This is a genomic window from Curtobacterium sp. Curtsp22 (genome assembly GCF_059492135.1).
Genome location: NZ_CP168519.1, coordinates 1,630,718 through 1,647,090, shown reverse-complemented (window position 1 = coordinate 1,647,090; position 16,373 = coordinate 1,630,718). Strand labels below are relative to the sequence as shown.

General features: G+C 70.8%; 18 protein-coding genes. 10 read left to right on the top strand and 8 right to left on the bottom strand.

The genetic code is table 11. From position 1 onward, the window contains the following. The first annotated feature begins 161 nt into the window (after positions 1-161). The 10 genes from ACEN8D_RS07775 to ACEN8D_RS07730 all read left to right on the top strand — a co-directional run bounded on the left by ACEN8D_RS07775 (position 162) and on the right by ACEN8D_RS07730 (position 8,268). Positions 162-1,313 (top strand): glutathione-independent formaldehyde dehydrogenase, encoded by a 1,152-nt coding sequence (locus ACEN8D_RS07775; protein WP_413399423.1) that lies wholly within the window; start codon positions 162-164, stop codon positions 1,311-1,313. A 2-nt stretch (positions 1,314-1,315) separates the two neighbouring features. Continuing rightward, entirely contained in the window at positions 1,316-1,780 is a 465-nt protein-coding gene (locus tag ACEN8D_RS07770; RefSeq protein WP_413399422.1) for a hypothetical protein, read from the top strand. A 35-nt stretch (positions 1,781-1,815) separates the two neighbouring features. Further along, positions 1,816-2,946: a zinc-dependent alcohol dehydrogenase gene (locus ACEN8D_RS07765; RefSeq protein ID WP_309887788.1), complete on the top strand. Its 1,131-nt coding sequence runs from the start codon at positions 1,816-1,818 to the stop codon at positions 2,944-2,946. Positions 2,947-3,010: 64 nt separating this feature from the next. Continuing rightward, positions 3,011-3,553: an AAA family ATPase gene (locus tag ACEN8D_RS07760; protein ID WP_413399164.1), complete on the top strand. Its 543-nt coding sequence runs from the start codon at positions 3,011-3,013 to the stop codon at positions 3,551-3,553. 1 nt (position 3,554) lies between these two features. After that, positions 3,555-4,094, top strand: coding sequence for a cysteine hydrolase family protein (locus tag ACEN8D_RS07755; protein ID WP_413399165.1), 540 nt, complete (start codon positions 3,555-3,557; stop codon positions 4,092-4,094). 328 nt (positions 4,095-4,422) lie between these two features. Continuing rightward, positions 4,423-5,769 carry a TRAP transporter large permease subunit gene (locus ACEN8D_RS07750; protein WP_309778778.1) on the top strand — a complete coding sequence of 449 codons (1,347 nt, stop codon included), beginning with the start codon at positions 4,423-4,425 and terminating at the stop codon, positions 5,767-5,769. 31 nt (positions 5,770-5,800) lie between these two features. Beyond that, positions 5,801-6,070 carry a hypothetical protein gene (locus ACEN8D_RS07745; RefSeq protein ID WP_309778779.1) on the top strand — a complete coding sequence of 90 codons (270 nt, stop codon included), beginning with the start codon at positions 5,801-5,803 and terminating at the stop codon, positions 6,068-6,070. After that, complete coding sequence (locus ACEN8D_RS07740; RefSeq protein ID WP_413461453.1) at positions 6,067-6,681, top strand: RraA family protein; 615 nt, start codon at positions 6,067-6,069, stop codon at positions 6,679-6,681. Before ACEN8D_RS07745 ends, ACEN8D_RS07740 begins: the two co-directional genes overlap by 4 nt. Positions 6,682-6,714: 33 nt before the next feature. Continuing rightward, on the top strand, positions 6,715-7,470 hold the full coding sequence (locus ACEN8D_RS07735; protein WP_413399167.1) for an IclR family transcriptional regulator: 756 nt from the start codon (positions 6,715-6,717) through the stop codon (positions 7,468-7,470). Positions 7,471-7,503: 33 nt separating this feature from the next. After that, positions 7,504-8,268 carry a DUF1932 domain-containing protein gene (locus tag ACEN8D_RS07730; protein WP_413399169.1) on the top strand — a complete coding sequence of 255 codons (765 nt, stop codon included), beginning with the start codon at positions 7,504-7,506 and terminating at the stop codon, positions 8,266-8,268. Between the two features lie 32 nt (positions 8,269-8,300). On the opposite strand, the gene ACEN8D_RS07725 is transcribed toward ACEN8D_RS07730, so the two are convergent. The 8 genes from ACEN8D_RS07725 to ACEN8D_RS07690 all read right to left on the bottom strand — a co-directional run bounded on the left by ACEN8D_RS07725 (position 8,301) and on the right by ACEN8D_RS07690 (position 16,338). After that, positions 8,301-9,290 carry a carboxypeptidase-like regulatory domain-containing protein gene (locus ACEN8D_RS07725; RefSeq protein ID WP_413399170.1) on the bottom strand — a complete coding sequence of 330 codons (990 nt, stop codon included), beginning with the start codon at positions 9,288-9,290 and terminating at the stop codon, positions 8,301-8,303. A gap of 116 nt (positions 9,291-9,406) precedes the next feature. Continuing rightward, positions 9,407-10,288, bottom strand: coding sequence for a hypothetical protein (locus ACEN8D_RS07720; RefSeq protein ID WP_413400126.1), 882 nt, complete (start codon positions 10,286-10,288; stop codon positions 9,407-9,409). A gap of 85 nt (positions 10,289-10,373) precedes the next feature. Next, positions 10,374-10,991 carry a response regulator gene (locus ACEN8D_RS07715; protein ID WP_309887803.1) on the bottom strand — a complete coding sequence of 206 codons (618 nt, stop codon included), beginning with the start codon at positions 10,989-10,991 and terminating at the stop codon, positions 10,374-10,376. Next, on the bottom strand, positions 10,988-12,391 hold the full coding sequence (locus ACEN8D_RS07710; RefSeq protein ID WP_495601220.1) for a sensor histidine kinase: 1,404 nt from the start codon (positions 12,389-12,391) through the stop codon (positions 10,988-10,990). Before ACEN8D_RS07710 ends, ACEN8D_RS07715 begins: the two co-directional genes overlap by 4 nt. 141 nt (positions 12,392-12,532) lie before the next feature. Beyond that, positions 12,533-13,645: a Gfo/Idh/MocA family protein gene (locus ACEN8D_RS07705; RefSeq protein ID WP_495601219.1), complete on the bottom strand. Its 1,113-nt coding sequence runs from the start codon at positions 13,643-13,645 to the stop codon at positions 12,533-12,535. Then, positions 13,642-14,442: a ThuA domain-containing protein gene (locus ACEN8D_RS07700; protein ID WP_070416827.1), complete on the bottom strand. Its 801-nt coding sequence runs from the start codon at positions 14,440-14,442 to the stop codon at positions 13,642-13,644. Before ACEN8D_RS07700 ends, ACEN8D_RS07705 begins: the two co-directional genes overlap by 4 nt. Before the next feature lie 58 nt (positions 14,443-14,500). Beyond that, positions 14,501-15,391 carry a carbohydrate ABC transporter permease gene (locus ACEN8D_RS07695; RefSeq protein ID WP_229086959.1) on the bottom strand — a complete coding sequence of 297 codons (891 nt, stop codon included), beginning with the start codon at positions 15,389-15,391 and terminating at the stop codon, positions 14,501-14,503. Next, complete coding sequence (locus ACEN8D_RS07690; protein ID WP_374115124.1) at positions 15,388-16,338, bottom strand: carbohydrate ABC transporter permease; 951 nt, start codon at positions 16,336-16,338, stop codon at positions 15,388-15,390. The genes ACEN8D_RS07695 and ACEN8D_RS07690 overlap by 4 nt, the downstream gene beginning before the upstream one ends. Positions 16,339-16,373 lie beyond the last annotated feature (35 nt).

The following is a 16,373-nucleotide window of genomic DNA, read 5'->3' as shown; positions in this document are numbered from 1 at the left end:
CCTCGGTCTACCACCGTCGGTCGGTGGGGGTGCGTCCCGAGCCCGCCGGACGCATGGGCATGTCTGCCGATGGTGTGTCCTCGGTGCCAGGCGTGTCATGGCCCTGCCGAGCGGTCGACGGGACCGCGCGTGTTCGAGGCATCCGCACAGAGGAGACGATCATGAGGGCAGTTGTGTACGAGGGGCCGCGCAGCGTCGCGGTGCGAGACGTCCCGGATGCGCGCATCGAGCGCTCCACCGACGTGCTCGTACGGATCACGACGACGAACATCTGCGGGTCGGACCTCCACATGTTCGAGGGCCGCACCAGCTTCGAGACCGGACGGTGGTTCGGTCACGAGAACAGGGGTGAGGTGATCGAAGCCGGCGACGGCGTGGACAAGATACGGGTCGGTGACCACGTGGTCCTCCCCTTCAACGTGGCGTGCGGTCACTGCAAGAACTGCGAGCGCGAGTTGACGAACTACTGCCTCACCGCGCAACCCGTGCCGGAGTGGGCGGGAGCGGCGTACGGGTTCGCGGACATGGGACCGTGGGCGGGCGGACAGGCCGAGCTCCTTCGCGTCCCCTGGGCCGACTTCAACTGCCTCCGCCTGGGCGAGGACGCGGAGGAGAAGTCCGCCGACTACGTCATGCTCGCCGACATCTTCCCGACCGGTTACCACGCGACCGAGATGGCTGGGGTGGGGCCGGGGGACCAGACGGTCATCTACGGTGCCGGACCGGTCGGCTTGATGGCTGCTCTGTCCGCCACCATCCGCGGTGCGAGCAAGGTCATGGTGGTGGATCGGCATCCGGACCGCCTCCGCCTGGCTGAGTCGATCGGTGCGATCCCCATCGATGACTCGAAGGTCGATCCGGTGGAAGCCGTGCTGGAGCAGACGATGGGGCTCGGAGCGGACAACGGCTGCGAGTGTGTCGGGTACCAAGCGCACGACCCCGTCGGCGACGAGCAACCGAACCTCACGCTCAATCGACTGGTCCAGTCGGTGCGGTTCACCGGACGGATCGGCACCGTCGGCGTCTTCGTGCCGCAGGACCCGGGCGGACCCGACGAACTGGCGAAGCACGGGCGCATCGCGTTCGACATGGGACTGCACTGGTTCAAGGGCCAGACGATGGGGACCGGGCAGGCGCCCGTGAAGAAGTACAACCGTCAGCTCCGCGATCTCATCGCTGCTGGCAAGGCGAAGCCGTCGTTCATCGTGAGCCACGAGCTGCCGCTCGCTCAGGCGCCGGATGCCTACGAGCACTTCGACAACCGCGATGCCGGGTGGACGAAGGTCGTCCTCAAGCCCGGCGAGGCGGCGTGACCATGGCGGGTCGAACGGCCGCGGTCGTCGGTGTCGGCGTCGCGGGCATCGCGGCGGGCCTCGTCGCCCGGTCGCTCGTGAAGCGGGAACGGGAGTCGGACGGGGACGGAACACACCCGCAGGGGTGCAAGGCGGTCACCGTCCTGGGCTCGGCCGAGCGTTTCGAGAGCGGTGGCTACCCCGAGCCGTTGCAGCGCCTTGCTGGGCTGCTGGAGATCCGGATCGAGCCTGCGTCCGGAGGCAAGGGGTTCGAAGTGCACGCTCGCTTCCGGGACGGCGGCGAGGTCCCGGTGGACGGTGACCCGAACATGCTGTTGCGGGAGGCTCTGCGCGATGCCAAGCAGGTCTTCGAGACGGGCGAGGTGCTGCGTGCGACCCCACGGCCGCACGGACGTCGTCCGAGCACCCTGCTGGGGCGCGCGGTCGACACCGCGGAAGACGAGGCCAGGGGTGGGGGTGTGCTGTGAAGGCGCTGTGCTGGACCGGAGTGAACGAGCTCGCGGTGGAGGACGTGCAAGACCCTCAGATCCTCAACGCGCAGGACATCATCGTGAAGGTGACGCTGAGCACGACCTGCGGATCCGACCTCCACCTCCTCGGCGGATACGTCCCGACCATGCGGGCAGGCGACGTACTGGGGCACGAATTCCTCGGCGAGGTCGTCGAGATCGGGTCGGCGGTCAGGAAGCACGACGTCGGCGAACGTGTCGTGGTCTGCTCGTTCATCAGCTGCGGCAACTGCTGGTACTGCCGCCATGAGCTGTACTCGCTCTGCGACAACGGCAACCCCAACGCGGGCATACCCGAGATGCTCTGGGGCCAGGCACCCGGAGGCTGCTACGGGTACTCGCATGCACTGGGCGGGTGGGCGGGGAGTCATGCCGAGTACATCCGCGTGCCCTTCGCCGACCAGGGCGCGTTCACCGTGCCTGAAGGGGTGAGCGACGAGCGGGCGCTCTTCGCCTCTGATGCCGCTCCGACAGGATGGATGGGAGCGGAGCTCGGCGGCGTCCGTCCAGGAGACACAGTCGGGGTGTGGGGCGCGGGAGGCGTCGGACAGATGGCGGCACGCGCCTCGCTGCTGCTCGGCGCCGAACGCGTCATCGTGATCGACCGCTTCCCGGAGCGACTGGCGCAGGTGGAGCAGGTCATCGGCGCGGAGACCATGAACTACGAGACGAGCGAGGTGACAGCCGAACTCCGTGAGCTCACGGGCGGCCGCGGTCCCGACGTGTGCATCGAGGCGGTCGGGATGGAGGCACACCGCGACGGACCAGACTTCGCGTACGACCAGCTGAAGCAGCAACTGCGACTGCAGACCGACCGGCCCACAGCCGTGCGAGAGGCGATCTTCGCCGCACGCAAGGGCGGCAGCGTCTTCGTCCTGGGCGTGTTCGGGGGCTTCGTCGACAAGTTCCCCCTCGGGGCGGTGATGAACAAGGGCCTCACGCTCCGCTCCGCACAACAGCACGGGCACCGGTACATCCCCATGCTCCTCGAGCGGATGGCCCACGACGAGATCCTCACCGAGCACCTCGCCACCCACGTCATGCCCCTCGAGGAAGGACCGGGCGGCTACGCCATGTTCAAGGACAAGACGGACGGGTGTGTCAGGGCCGTGTTCCGTCCCTGACCGGCCGCGAGCCGCTCGAGGTTCCTCGCGCGTGGGCCAGACTGTCCGGTCCTAGGCTGGGGCTGTGTCGAAGGTGCTGATCACCGGGATGTCGGGAACCGGGAAGTCGTCCGCGCTGGTGGAGCTCGCGAAGTACGGCTACCGGGCCGTGGACACCGACGACCCGGGATGGCGTGAGTACCGCCCCTTGCCTGACCCACCCGACGAAGCGCACCAGGGCGAGTGGATGTGGGTCGAGGCGAAGATCTCCGGGCTCCTCGACGCGGCGGAAGACCGGTCGCTGTTCGTCCAGGGATGCGTGCGGAACCAGTCCGAGTTCTACGAGCGGTTCGATGCGATCGTGCTCTTGACTGCTCCGCTGGACGTGATGCTCGATCGGGTCACGCGCCGCACGACGAACCCCTACGGGAAGACCGCTCTCGAGCGTCGGATGATCGAGGCGGATCTCGTCGAAGTGCAGCCGCTGCTCCGCGCCGGATGCACGCACGAGCTCAACGCTGCTCGACCGCTGTCCGAGGTGGTGTCCGACTTGATCACCATCGTTTCATCCGCGGAGGGCGGCGGCGTCCGCCGCGCGTTCCGTGAGTCCGGGCCGCCATACTCGTGACATGACCCGTGCTCTCGTCCTCGTCGACATCCAGCTCGACTACTTCCCCGGTGGTGCGTTCCCACTCGTCGAGCCCGTTGCCGCGGCGACCGCTGCCCGAACCGTCCTCGACGCGTTCCGCAGGTCGGGCGAGCTCGTGATCCACGTCTTCCACGTCAGCACGGACCCCTCGGCCACCTTCTTCCGGCCCGGGACGCCGGGGCTGGAGTTCCACCCGTCCGTCCGACCCACCGCCGGCGAGGTCGTGCTCGAGAAGCACCATCCGAACAGTTTCACCGAGACCGGACTGCAGGGCATGCTTGACGATGCAGGGGTCACCGAGCTGGTGATCGTCGGGATGATGAGCAGCATGTGCATCGACTCGACCACGCGGGCCGCGCACGAGCTCGGCTACACGTGCACCGTCGTGTCCGACGCCTGTGCCGCTCCCGACCTGCGGCACGGGGACACCGTCGTTGCCGGTCCGGTCGTGCACGCCGCGTTCATGGCCGCCCTCGACGGCAGCTTCGCGACGGTGACCGACAGTGCCGTGATCGTCTGAGGGCGCTGGACGACGCGTGCCGATGATGCATGCGAGCAGGGTGGTCGCGAGGTCGTTCCTGGCGATGTCCGACGGGAGCCTGTCTGCGGCGTAGTGGGAGCCAGTCGGGCGCCCCAGCCCGGCCGTTGCTCGCGCCGCTGATGACCGTCCTCCGCCGGGACCCCACTCGGCCGGCATCGGTGACCGCCCGGACGAGACCGTTCCGGTGTGCCCGGTCCGTCCGTGGCCGCGCCCCCTTGACGCAGTCGCTCCGGCCTGCTTTGCTCTTTCAACAGGTGCAAACAAGTTGCATCAGATGAAATGACCCTCAACGGAGAGTGAGTCGCACATGGGTTTGGCCGTCTGGGCGTTGATCGCCTACATCGGCACGATCGTGGTCTGGAGCGTCGCGCTCCGCCGTGGGATCGGCGAGGGCATGGTCGTCGGTTTCCTCGTCGTCTGCGCGTTCGGCGGGACGCGGTTCCTCGAGCTGCTCGTGGTCGGGCTGCAGGACGCCTTCAACGAGGAGATCGTGTTCGCCGCGTTGGCCTTCACGTTCATCGGGTTCCTGCTGGCGTCGACCGGCGTGATCGACCGGCAGGTGGAGATCCTCAACTCGATGCTCGGCCGGCTCCCCGGCGGCGCCGGGTACGTCGCGACCGTCGGCTCGGCGCTGTTCGGATCGGTGGCGCACTCCGGATCCGCGAACGCGGCGACCCTCGGCACCGTCACCATCCCGTGGATGAAGCGCTCGCAGTGGCCCGCACCGGTCGCTGCCACCGTCGTGGCGGGGAACGCCGGCAACGGCACGGTGATCCCGCCAAGCGCCTCGTTCTTCATCCTCATCGGCACCGCGACCGTCGCGCCGCTCGTCACGGTCGGCGAACTCCTGCCCGCGATGTTCGTCGCTGCCGCATGGTGCGTGCTGTGGCGCCTCATCGTGATCGCGTACTTCGTCCGTCGGCACCGCATCCAGCGTGTCCCGGCTGCGGACATCCGCCCCTTCCGTCAGTCCTTCCGACACGGGTGGACGTCGCTGCTCGTGTTCCTCGGCATCCTCGTCCCGGTCTTCGTGACCCTCGGTCCGAGCGGTGCGTTCGTGACCGGTGCCCTCGGCGAGGAGGCGGCGGACACGATCAGCATCGTCGTCTGGATCCCCGTGCTCCTCGGGCTGCTGGCCCTGCTCCTCGGTCGGAAGAAGCTGCCGAAGGGTGCCCGCGGCTGGTACGACTTCGTTGCGAAGACCGCCCCGCGCTACCGCGACATCGGGGCGACGCTCGTCTTCGCCTTCGCCGGTGGAGCGGTGCTGACCGAACTCGGACTCGCGGACCAGCTCGCCGCCGTGCTCAACGGGCTGGACGCGTCCCCGGTGGTGATGAGCGTCATCGTCGCCGTCATGGTCGTGCTGGTCGCCGGGCCGCTCAGCTCGACCGCGACCATCGCCACGATCGGCGGGATCGGCTTCAGCGTCCTCGTCGTCGCCGGGGTCGACCCCGTGCTCGCCGCGTGCGTCGTGCTGGTGGCCGCATCGACCGAAGGTGCCTCACCGCCCGGGGCCTCGGCCATCTACATCGCGACCGGGATCGCGGGGGTGAACCCGGTGAAGACCTTCGTCCCGCTGGTCGTCCTGTACGTGATCCCGATCCTGCTCATCGCCGCGCTCATCGGGCCGGGCTGGCTGCCCGTCCCGCACTGAGCCCGGCCCCACCGATCGGAAGGACTGCACCTTGGCAGACTCCACGGGACCCGCGATGGGTCCGACCCGGCAGCGAATCGCCGCCGGCATGACGACGGTGTTCGTCGTCCTGCTCGTCTCGATGCTCGCGCTCGGCACCGTCATGGTGCTGCTGCAGCTCGTGGGCGTCCTGGTCCTGAACGCCGCGCTCGTCTCCGGCGTCGTCTCCGTCCTCGCTCCGTGGACGTTCGGTGTCGGCGGCGCCCTCGGGATCTGGACCCTGCTCCTCGCCTACGCACACGGATGGAAGTCGAACGAATGACCGAGCACACCCACCAGCCCGTGACCCCGGACGTCGTCCAGCGACTCGGCGCACTCCCGGTCGCGAACATCGGCGACGCCATGCAGCGCCTCGGGGTCGTCGAGGCCGAGATCGGAGCCGTCTGGCGCGGAGCGCGGACCGCCGGCACCGCCCGGACGGTCGAGGTCGCGGGTGGCGACAACGCCGGCGTCCACGAAGCGATCGAGACCCTCCGTCCCGGTGACGTGCTCGTGGTGAACGGCCACGGTGTCCGCGACCGAGCCCTGGTCGGCGAGCTCATCGCCGAGCGTCTCCGCGCACGGGGCTGCGTCGGACTCGTCATCGACGGCGCCGTCCGTGACGTCGGCGACCTCGAGGAACTCGGCTTCCCGGTGTTCGCCCGCGCTGTCACACCAGCCGGTCCCTACCGGAACGGACCCTTCCGCGTCGGGGTCCCGGTGGCGATCGGCGGTGTCGTCGTCCACCCCGGAGACGTCATCGTCGCCGACGGGGACGGTGTCGCGGTGGTGCCGGCAGCCGAAGCGGCCGCGGTCCTGGACCGCGCGGAGGCCAAGCACGCCGACGAGACCCGGATCCGGAACGAGATCGTCGCCTCGGCGAGGTCCGTGTGACGGTCCAGCAGGGCGGTCCGCCACAATGGCGTCATGGCAACCGACGGGCACACCACCCAGCCGACGGTCCGCAGCGTCGAACGCGCGCTCGACGTGCTCGAACTGCTGGAACGGAGCGACCGTCCGCTGCGTCTGGTCGACCTGAGCCGAGGCACCGGCTTGCACGCCGCGACCGCCCTGCGGATCGTCGGGGTGCTGCAGCGCCGCGGCCTCGTGCAGCAGGAGGGCGGGGAGTACCGGCTCGGAGCGGGGGCGCTCGGTCTGGCCCACGGCTACCTCGTCGGGGACCCACTGACGACCCGCGCACGCGCAGTGCTCCAGCAGCTCGCCGACTCGACACACCTGACCACGTCGCTCTACGTCCGGACCGGCCAGGAGCGCATCCTGACCGCGCGGGTGGACGGTCGGGATCCCCTCCGCTACCAGTTGCCGGTCGGTCGACGGCTGCCGCTGGTGGTCGGCGCCGGCAAGACGATCCTCGCGTTCACCTCGCCGGCGGAACGGGACGACATCCTCGCGCACCACGGCGACACGACGGACGGGAACGGACGCACGGTGAGCGCGGAGGAGCTGCGCTCGTCGCTCGACGAGATCCACCGGAACGGCTTCCACGTCTCCATCGCCGAGCGTGACGTCGCCGTCGCCGCGGTCAGCGCGCCGGTCTTCGACCAGCACGGAGCCGTGATCGGATCCGTGTCGGCGTCCGGACCGGCAGAACACAACGACAGAGCGGGACTGGAGGCACTGGTCCCGGAGATCCGTCGGGCCGCGCAGGCGGTCGGTCGGTAGGACGCGAGCCACGGCTCGCAGGAGAGGAACACCATGCGAGTCGGGTTCATCGGCCTCGGCGAGGCCGGAGCCATCTACGCGGCTGCTGTCGTCGCCGCCGGCCACCGCGTCCGCGGTTTCGATCCCGCTCCGACGCCGGCACCGAGCGGCGTCGACCGGCTCGCTTCGGTCGAGGAGGTCGTCGCCGCGAGCGAGGTGACGATCGTCCTGACCGGAGCCGCACTCAGCCGGTCGATCGCGGAGACCGCTGCGGGGGCGATCAGCCCCGGCGCGGTCTACGCGGACTTCACGACCGCCTCGCCGGAGGACATGCTCGCCGCCGAGGACGGCATCGTCGCAGCCGGAGGTCGCTTCGCGGACGTCGCGATCCTCGGACCGGTGCCGCTCAAGGGTGCCGCGACGGAGACGATCGTGTCGGGCGGCGCCGCGAACATCATCGGGGAGCTGCTCACCTCCCTGGGCTCCGAGGTCGAGTACGTCGACGGTCCGGCCGGCACCGCGACCTCCCGGAAGCTGCTCCGGAGCGTGCTCATGAAGAGCCTGGCGACCGTCGTCGTCGAGGCGCTCGAGGCCGGACGCGCCGCGGGGTGCGAGGAGTGGGTGCACGCCCAGATCGCGGCGCAGCTCTCCGGGGACGCGGACGCGAAGATCGAGCGGTACGAGTCGGGCAGCAGGAAGCACGCCGTGCGACGGGCGCACGAGATGCAGTCCGTGTCGGAGTACCTGGAGCGCCTCGGCGTCCGCCCCGAGATGTCCTCCGCCGCTCGCCGCGTGCTCGAGCGACTCGCCGCCGAGTAGCGGTCGCGGTGCACCCGTCGGTGCGCGAGCACTCAGCGCGACGCTGCCTCCGGCACCGTTCCACCCCACCCGTTGAACCCGCCGAACACGACCCTCACCGGGACGGCCTGCGCCCGGTCGGTCACGTACCGGTACACGCCTCCCGGACGGCCGAGCCACAGGACACGCGACGGCGTCGTGGTCGTCGCCGTCGTCCGGAGCTCGACCACGTACTGCCCGGAGGGGATCTGGAACTGGGCCGTCTGCTCGTCGTCGAGCAGCGTCGAGAACCGGGTCGAGAACGACGCCCCGCTCGTCGCCTCCGTCACCACGACGCTCGCGCCACTGAGCTGCGGCGACGGGGTGCGGGACGCCGTGTTGGCGAAGACGGCCAGGTCGTAGTCGCTGTGCGCGTAGTGCTGCGACAGCGTCACCTGCGATGCCGGGAGCGCCCCCCGCTGCTGGTACACCCGCGTCTTCCACACGGCGGGCGAAGCCGTGCCGCTGGCGTACGCCTCGATGCGGTACTGACCGGTGCTCAACCCGAGGAACCAGTACCGTCCCGCGCTGTCCGAGGTCGTCCGGAACACCTGCGAGGTGTCCTCGTTCCACGCGTACATCAGCCGTCCGGCAGCGGGACCCGAGGGGCCGACCACCCCACCCTGCACGGTGGCACCACGGACGAGCGGCACGGTCACCGCGACCGTCGTGCCACCGCGGACCGCGATGTCCGAACGGAGTCCGGGGGCGTAGGTCTCCGTCCCGCGCGGCGGAAGTTGCCGTGTGGTGACCGTCACGGTGTCCGGGGCGGGGATGCCGGCGAACGTCGCGGTGCCGTCGACGTCGGTGGTGGCGGTCCCGACGACGGCGTCGAAGCCGATCGCGGCGAGTTCGACGTCCGCCAACCGGATCGGGGTGCCGTCCGGCGTCGCGAGCTGCACGGCGATGGTGCCCGATCCGGCCGCGTTCGCCGGCGGCGCCACACCGATCAGTGCGGCCGCTGCCAGCGCCACGATGAGTGTCGTCCCGATGATCTGTCGCATCGCGTTCCCCGATCGCCCGCCAGCCCGGTGTTGCGTGGGACGGTACACGCACGGGAGGCGCGGTGCTGGTCCGACCCGCACCGCGCCTCCCGTGCCTCCCGCGCGCTCCGTCCGCGTCAGCGGACCGCGACCACCAGCGGCTGCGGGTCCACCGGGTCCGGCGGCACCGGCAGGGAGCCACGGACCTGGTTCTGCGCCTGGCACTGGCTCGTGCAGTTCGTCGCACCCTGTGAGAGCTCCACGGCGTCCTCGCCGAGCACCCCGCCCATGCGCCCGCCGGGCTGGACGGTCCACGTCGTCGTGGTCGCGGTCTGCGAGGTCTTCGTCGCGACCTGCGGGCTGTCCTTGCCGAGCAGCATCTGGTGCGCGCCGCTCCCGGAGGCCACCGCGGGGGTGCCGTCGCCGAAGTTGATCTTTCCCGTGTACGGGTTGGTGAAGTAGAAGAGCCCGGCGCCGAGCGTGTGCGTGAACGTCACCGGCTGGGCGAACTCGGTCTCCATCTGGAAGATGCCGCCTTGCGCGCCGTCCTTCGCCTGGACCTTGAGCTTGCCGGCACCGGTGGCGAAGATCGCGACGAGGGTGTCGTCCTTGACCTCGAGCGAGGACAGCTTCGTGCTGGCGAGCTGCGCTGCGGTCAGCGAGGGGACCTTCGACGCGAACACGACGGTGGGCTTCGTCACCATCCGCTGGGTGTCGGGCGCGCCGGTGAGCGTGTAGTCGTACACGCCGAGGTCGGCGATGCGGATGTCGAACCCGTTGTGCTTGCCGCGGACCGCGATGGTGCCCGAGACGGCGACGTCCTTGAGCTTGACGTCCTTCCCGACCGAGGGGTTGGTGGTGGTGCCGTTGACGGTGACGGCGTAGTCGCCGCCGGTCGAGGTCTTGCCGGATGCGTTCGCGGGGGCCACCCCGGCGAGTGCGACCGCTGCGACGACGCCGGCCGTGACCGCGGCGACGATGCCGATCCGCCGTCCGTGGCGCTGGTGCGTGCTGGACATGGTGTGCCTCCTGGTGTGCTGGGGTGCGTACCCCTCGACACCGATCGTCGCCGCCCGACCGGGACCGCACCATCGGACCTTGGTACTAGTACCCGTGGTCCCTGCCCCAGAGCGCCGCGCTCGTGCGGTCGGCCACCCCGATGCGCCGGAAGAGGCTGCCTGCGTGGACCTTCACGGTGCGTTCGGCGATCCCGAGTTCGGTGGCGATCTGCCGGTTCGACAGGCCCCGGGCGATCCGGACGAGGACGTCGCGTTCGCGTGGCGGCAGTCGGACGTCGGTGCTCGTGTCCGCCGTGCCCCCGGGGAGCAGGGCCCGGGCGACCCGGGGGTCGATCGGTGTCTCGTCGCGGGCTGCTGCGCGGACGGCGCGGACGACCTCGTCCGGGGCCGCGTCCTTGAGCAGGTACCCGGTCGCCCCGGCCGCGAGGGCAGCGCGGACCCGCCCGTCGTCGGCGAAGGTGGTGAGGACGAGCACCCGGACGTCGGGCATCGCCGACCGCAGCGCCGCCGTGGCCGCGACCCCGCCGGCACCGGGCATCGACAGGTCCATCACGACGACGTCCGGGTGGAGCTCCCGCGCGAGCGCGACGCCCTCCTCACCCGTGGCGGCCTCGCCGACGACCTCGCAGTCGTCCGTCGCCGCTAGCACGGCGCCCAGCCCGCTCCGGACGAGGGCGTGGTCGTCGACGACGAGGACCCTCACCGCAGTGCCTCGGTGTCGACCGGTACGGTCAGCCGCCAGGTGGTGCCGGCGCCGGGCTCGGTGTCGAGTTCGAGGGAGCCGCCGGTGTCCTGGGCGATCTCGCGCAGGAGCGTGGTGCCGAGGTGCCCCGGCCGGTCCTGGTCCGTCGCGCGCGTCGCATCGAACCCGACACCGTCGTCCGTCACGGTGACGACGAGCCCGCGGCCCGGAGCCGCGTCAGCGCTCGGGCCGGGCCCGGTGGTACCGACCTGCACGTCGACGACCGAGGCGTGTGCATGCGTCACGACGTTGGCGACCGCCTCGCGGACGAACCGCACGACGGCGAGTAGGGCTGCCGGCGATGCGTCGACCGACTCCGGCACGTGGACGCTCGTGGTGAGTCCGGCGGCGCGTGCCCGTGCGCACACGTCGTCGAGCGCCGCACCGAGGCCGTCCCGCTCGGGCGCCGCGGGCCGGATCGCGGACATCGAGCCGCGGAGCGAGGACACCGCCCGACGGAGCGCGGCCGCGGCGTCCGTCGTGGCGGGGTCCGCCCCGAGCGACAGGGCGAGGCCCGCGACGTCCTGCACCGGGCCGTCGTGCAGGTCGGCCGCCATCCGTCGGCGTTCGGCGGCCTCGGCGTCGAGCGCACGACCGAGCAGGCGCTCCCGAGCGCGCTGCCCGGACCGGATCCGGAGGAGGAGCCAGAGCAGCAGGGGCACGAGCAGCGCGAGCACGACGGCGACCGTCCCGAACGCGAGCGCGGCGAACGCTCCGCGGAGGTCGGCGGCCCGGGCGACCACGTCGTCGTACCGCTCGTACGCCTCGAACAACAGGGCCCGGCCGGACGGGGTGTGGACGGCCTGGTACGCCTCGAGCAGGGGACCGTGCCCGCGCTCGTAGCGGTTCTCGGGCTCGGTGAGGTCGGACACCTCGGCGTCGGACCGGTCGGTGTCGAGCGCCTGGAGGTCCTCGTCGCCCAGCGGGAACCGTTCGCCGACGAGCCGCGGTTCGTCGGACCACAGGACCGTCCCGTCCGCCGCCCAGAGCTTCATCCGGACCGCGGAGCCCGCCCGCAGCTCGCCGGCGACCGCGTCGGCCAGTCGTGCGCGCGCTGCGACCCGTTCGGACTCGGGAGCGTCGGGATCGGCGATCGCGTCCACCAGGGCCGGTTCGACGACGACCCGCGCCAGTGCGGCGGTGTCCGACGTCGCGTCACGGACGGCGAAGCCCTCCGCGATGCGCTGCGAGACGAGCGTGCCCGCCGTGGCGACCGCCGCGCCCCCGACGAGGGCGGCGATGACGACACCGACGAGGACCCGGCCCCACGGCGTCCGCCCGGTGCGACGGCGGGGGTCGGCCGCGACGAGCAGCAACGGGGTCCCCGCCGCTGGGGTGTCCGACGACCGTTGTCCACGCACACGGCCACCGTAACGGTGACGGGTCGCCCCCGGTGCGCACGGTGGACGGACGGGAGGCGCGGTGCGGGTCCGACCCGCACCGCGCCCGGCGCGACGGTCGCGTCGCGACCCGCACCGCGCCTCCTGGACCGCCTGCGTCGCTCAGCCGAGCGCGGCCGTGTCCGGCGACCCCGTCGCGAGCGCGCTGCGCACCGAACCCCACGACGCGAGCCGCTCCCGGATGGCTTCGTCCTGCTCGTCCTTGAGCGCCGTGGCGTGGGCCTGCTCGAGCACCTCGTCGATGACGATGCGCCGCCCCGTGCGGGCGGACGCGATCGCGGCGTCCACCATCGTGAGGCTCATCACGTTGCCGTGCACCTCGCCGTCGGGGCGCTCGCCGGAGCGGACAGCACGGACGAAGGACGCGAGGGCACCGGCGATCTCGTTGCCGACGCTCGGGGCCGCGTCCGGTGCGCCCGGCGTGCCGTCGAGGTCGCTCCACGGGTCGTGGTCGCCGTCCCACAGCGCCGTGCCCGCGGGTCCGGAGGCGCGCCAGTCGCCGTTCCACGAGGTCTCGGCACCCGGTGCGCACCACGAGCCGTCGTACACGTAGCGGACGTCGTCCTCGAACGTGAAGACCGCGGCGGCCGCGGCGTCGCCCCGGTACCAGGACCACGCCGGGTTCCACGACTCGCAGTACACCGACACCGGGTCCCGCTCGAGCACGTAGCGCGCGGAGTCGAACGCGTGGATCGCCATGTCGAGCAGGAGGACGTCGTCCATCTCCTCGCGGAAGCCGCCGAAGTGCGGGGCCTTGGCGAAGCGCGTGCTCAGCCCGCCGACGCCCCCGAGCCCACGGACGTGCTGCCGGAAGGCGACGAGGTGGTCGTTGTACCGCCGGGACTGCGACACCATGAACAGCTTGCCGGTGGCCTCGGCGGCGGCCGCGAGCGACAGCGCCTCGGCGACCGTCTGCGCCGCGGGCTTCTCGCCCAGGACGGGGAGTCCGGCGCGGAGGGCCTCGAGCGTGACGGGGTGGTGCGCGACCGGGACGGTGATGTCGAGGACGGCCTCGGCACCGGTCTCGGTGGCGAGGGCGGTGAGGTCGGTGCCGACGGGGATCGTCGGGTCGCCGGCGACCGCTGCTCCGGCCCGGGCGGCGTCGAGGTCGAGGTCGACGATGCCGACCAGCTCGACGTCCGGGTCGGCCGCGACGGTGGCGAGCCAGGCGCGGCCCATGCCGCCGGCGCCGACCTGCACGACGCGGAGGGTCATGCCTGTGCCCCTTCGTGCTCCTCGACCGGTGCGTCGTCGAACGGGCCGCGGTAGTGCTGGCCGTCGAAGTACTCGCCGAGGTCGTACCGGCGCAGTGTCGGGATCTCCCGCTCACGCTCCGGCCGCGCCCACTCGGTGGCGTTCGCGATCACGCGTCGGACGTCCTTGTGGTGGTACACGGGGAAGTCCTGGTCGCCGGGGGAGAAGTAGAAGATCTTCCCGAGACCGCGGCGGTAGGTCATGCCGCTCCGGAACACCTCGCCGCCGGTGAAGCCCGAGATGAACACGAGTTCGTCGGGGGTCGGGACGTCGAAGTACTCGCCGTACATCTCCTGCTCGGGGATGACGATCGGGTTCGGGACGCCGCGCGTGATGGGGTGCTGCGGGTTCACGGTCCAGACGAGCTCCTGGTCGTGCTCGCTGCGCCACCGGAGCGTGCAGGTCGTGCCCATCAGCTTCCCGAAGATCTTCGACCAGTGGCCGGAGTGCAGCACGACGAGGCCCATGCCGGACAGGACGTGCTTGTGCACGCGGTCGACGACGGCGTCGTCCACGTCCTGGTGTGCGGCGTGGCCCCACCAGGTGAGGACGTCGGTCTGGGCGAGGACCTCGTCGGTGAGGCCGTGCTCGGGCTCCTGCATCGTGGCGGTGCGGACGACGGCGTCCGGGAGGTTCTCGCGGATGCCGTCGGCGATGGCGCCGTGCATGCCGTCGGGGTACCGCTCGGCGACGTGCTGCTCGACCTGCTCGTGGACGTTCTCGCCCCAGACGGTGATGCGCAGCGGGGTGGTGGTCATGGTGTGCCTTTCTGGCTGGGGTTCGTGGTCGTCGCCGGCAGCCCGGCGTGGGCTGCCGTCACTTGACGGCGCCGCCGAGAGCGCCGGCGGAGATGTACCGCTGGGCGACGATGAGCAGCACGGCCGCCGGCAGCGACGCGAGGACCGACGTCGCCATGACGGGCCCCCAGTCGGTGACGTTCGAACCGATGTAGTTGTAGATGCCGAGCGTGATCGGCCGGACCGCGGTCGTCGACGTCAGGGTGAGCGCGATGAGGAAGTCACCCCAGGCGCCGAGGAACGTGAAGAGCGCCGCCGTGACGATGGCGTTCCGGCTGATGGGCAGGACGATCGAGATGAACGCCCGGAAGTCGTTCGCGCCGTCGACGAGCGCGGCCTCGACCAGGCTCGGCGGGATCGACTCCATGAACGCACGCATGAGCAGCACGGCGAACGGCACCTGGACGGCGCTGTCGGCCAGGATCAGCCCGATGTAGCTGTTCAGCAGCCCGACGTTGTTGAACAGCGTGTAGAGCGCGTTCGCGATGACGATCGCCGGGATCATCTGCGTGATGAGCAGCACGAGCAGGAACACCCGGGTGCCGCGCATCTTGAACCGAGCCAGCCCGTAGGCGGCCGGGGTCGCGATCGCCAGGGTCAGCACGACGGTGCCGAGGCCGATGATCATGCTCGACAGGAAGTTCTGCCCCTGCTGGGCGAACGCGGTCTCGTACCCGCGGAAGGTGGGGGAGAACGGGAACCAGGTCGCAGTGGCGGCCCCGGACGTGGCCTGCAGGCTCGTGTTCACCATCCAGTAGACGGGGAACACCATGATCGCGAGGAACACGCAGCCGAGGATCGTGAGCGGGATGCCCTTGACGCCGCGCTTCGGTCCGGGGACCCGTGCACTGCGCTTCGTGGTGATCGCCCGGGTGGCGGTGACGGTCTGGTTCGCGAGTCCGACGCTCATTCGTCGACCGCCTTCCTGGAGATCGCGATGTAGACCATCGCGAAGACGAACGAGACGACGATGAGCACGTTGCTCACGGCGGCTCCGATGCCGAACTGGAAGTTGATGAAGGACTGGTGGTAGGCGTTCGTGGCCAGGGTCTGCGTGGAGTTCGCCGGGCCGCCACCGGTGAGGCCGAGGATGATGTCCACGACCTTCAGCGTGTAGACGACCCCGAGCACGATCACGACGCTCACCACGCTCCGGATGCTCGGCCAGGTGATGTACCAGAACGCCTTGAAGCCCGTGGCGCCGTCGAGCGCGCCGGCCTCGTACAGCTCCGGCGGCACGGACTGCAGCCCGCTGTAGAGGATCGTCGTGTTGAAGGGGATGCCGAGCCAGACGTTCACGCCGATGACGGCGATGAGGGCGAGGCTCGGGCTGACCAGCCACGGCACCGGCGCGATGCCGACCACGCCGAGGAGCTGGTTGAGCGCGCCGCTGTCCTGGTCGAGGAGCCACTTCCAGACCGCGCTGGACGCGATCAGCGGGAGCAGCCACGGCAGGAGGAGCAGTCCGCGCAAGAACCCCGACAGCGGGAAGTGCCGCCGGAAGAACAGTGCGAGGGCGAGGCCGATCACGAACTGCAGGATGATCGAGCCGGCGGTGAACAGCGCGGTGTTCACGACGCTCGTCGCGAAGACCGAGCTCTGGAACACCTGGATGTAGTTGCCGAGCCCGACCCACGGGGCCTCGCCCGTGAAGAAGGTCTTGGTCGTGTAGTCCTGGAAGGACATGATGATGTTCTTCACGACCGGGTAGCCGAAGAACACGGCCACGAAGAGTGCGGCCGGGATGACGAAGAGCCATCGGGTGATCCCGATCCGCATGCGCGCGCGGCGCTGGCCGGGTCGTGGTGGTGGGACGGACGCCTGGGTCCGTGGTCGGGTCTGTGTCGTGGCGCTCATGCCGGAACCGCTCCTTCCGAGGGTGGGGAGGGAGC

Coding starts and splice junctions, on each gene's coding strand:
- ACEN8D_RS07775 (WP_413399423.1), top strand. CDS start 162: ATGAGGGCAGTTGTGTACGAGGGGCCGCGCAGCGTCGCGGTGCGAGAC.
- ACEN8D_RS07770 (WP_413399422.1), top strand. CDS start 1,316: ATGGCGGGTCGAACGGCCGCGGTCGTCGGTGTCGGCGTCGCGGGCATC.
- ACEN8D_RS07755 (WP_413399165.1), top strand. CDS start 3,555: ATGACCCGTGCTCTCGTCCTCGTCGACATCCAGCTCGACTACTTCCCC.
- ACEN8D_RS07750 (WP_309778778.1), top strand. CDS start 4,423: ATGGGTTTGGCCGTCTGGGCGTTGATCGCCTACATCGGCACGATCGTG.
- ACEN8D_RS07740 (WP_413461453.1), top strand. CDS start 6,067: ATGACCGAGCACACCCACCAGCCCGTGACCCCGGACGTCGTCCAGCGA.
- ACEN8D_RS07735 (WP_413399167.1), top strand. CDS start 6,715: ATGGCAACCGACGGGCACACCACCCAGCCGACGGTCCGCAGCGTCGAA.
- ACEN8D_RS07730 (WP_413399169.1), top strand. CDS start 7,504: ATGCGAGTCGGGTTCATCGGCCTCGGCGAGGCCGGAGCCATCTACGCG.
- ACEN8D_RS07725 (WP_413399170.1), bottom strand. CDS start 9,290: ATGCGACAGATCATCGGGACGACACTCATCGTGGCGCTGGCAGCGGCC.
- ACEN8D_RS07720 (WP_413400126.1), bottom strand. CDS start 10,288: ATGTCCAGCACGCACCAGCGCCACGGACGGCGGATCGGCATCGTCGCC.
- ACEN8D_RS07705 (WP_495601219.1), bottom strand. CDS start 13,645: ATGACCCTCCGCGTCGTGCAGGTCGGCGCCGGCGGCATGGGCCGCGCC.
- ACEN8D_RS07700 (WP_070416827.1), bottom strand. CDS start 14,442: ATGACCACCACCCCGCTGCGCATCACCGTCTGGGGCGAGAACGTCCAC.
- ACEN8D_RS07695 (WP_229086959.1), bottom strand. CDS start 15,391: ATGAGCGTCGGACTCGCGAACCAGACCGTCACCGCCACCCGGGCGATC.
- ACEN8D_RS07690 (WP_374115124.1), bottom strand. CDS start 16,338: ATGAGCGCCACGACACAGACCCGACCACGGACCCAGGCGTCCGTCCCA.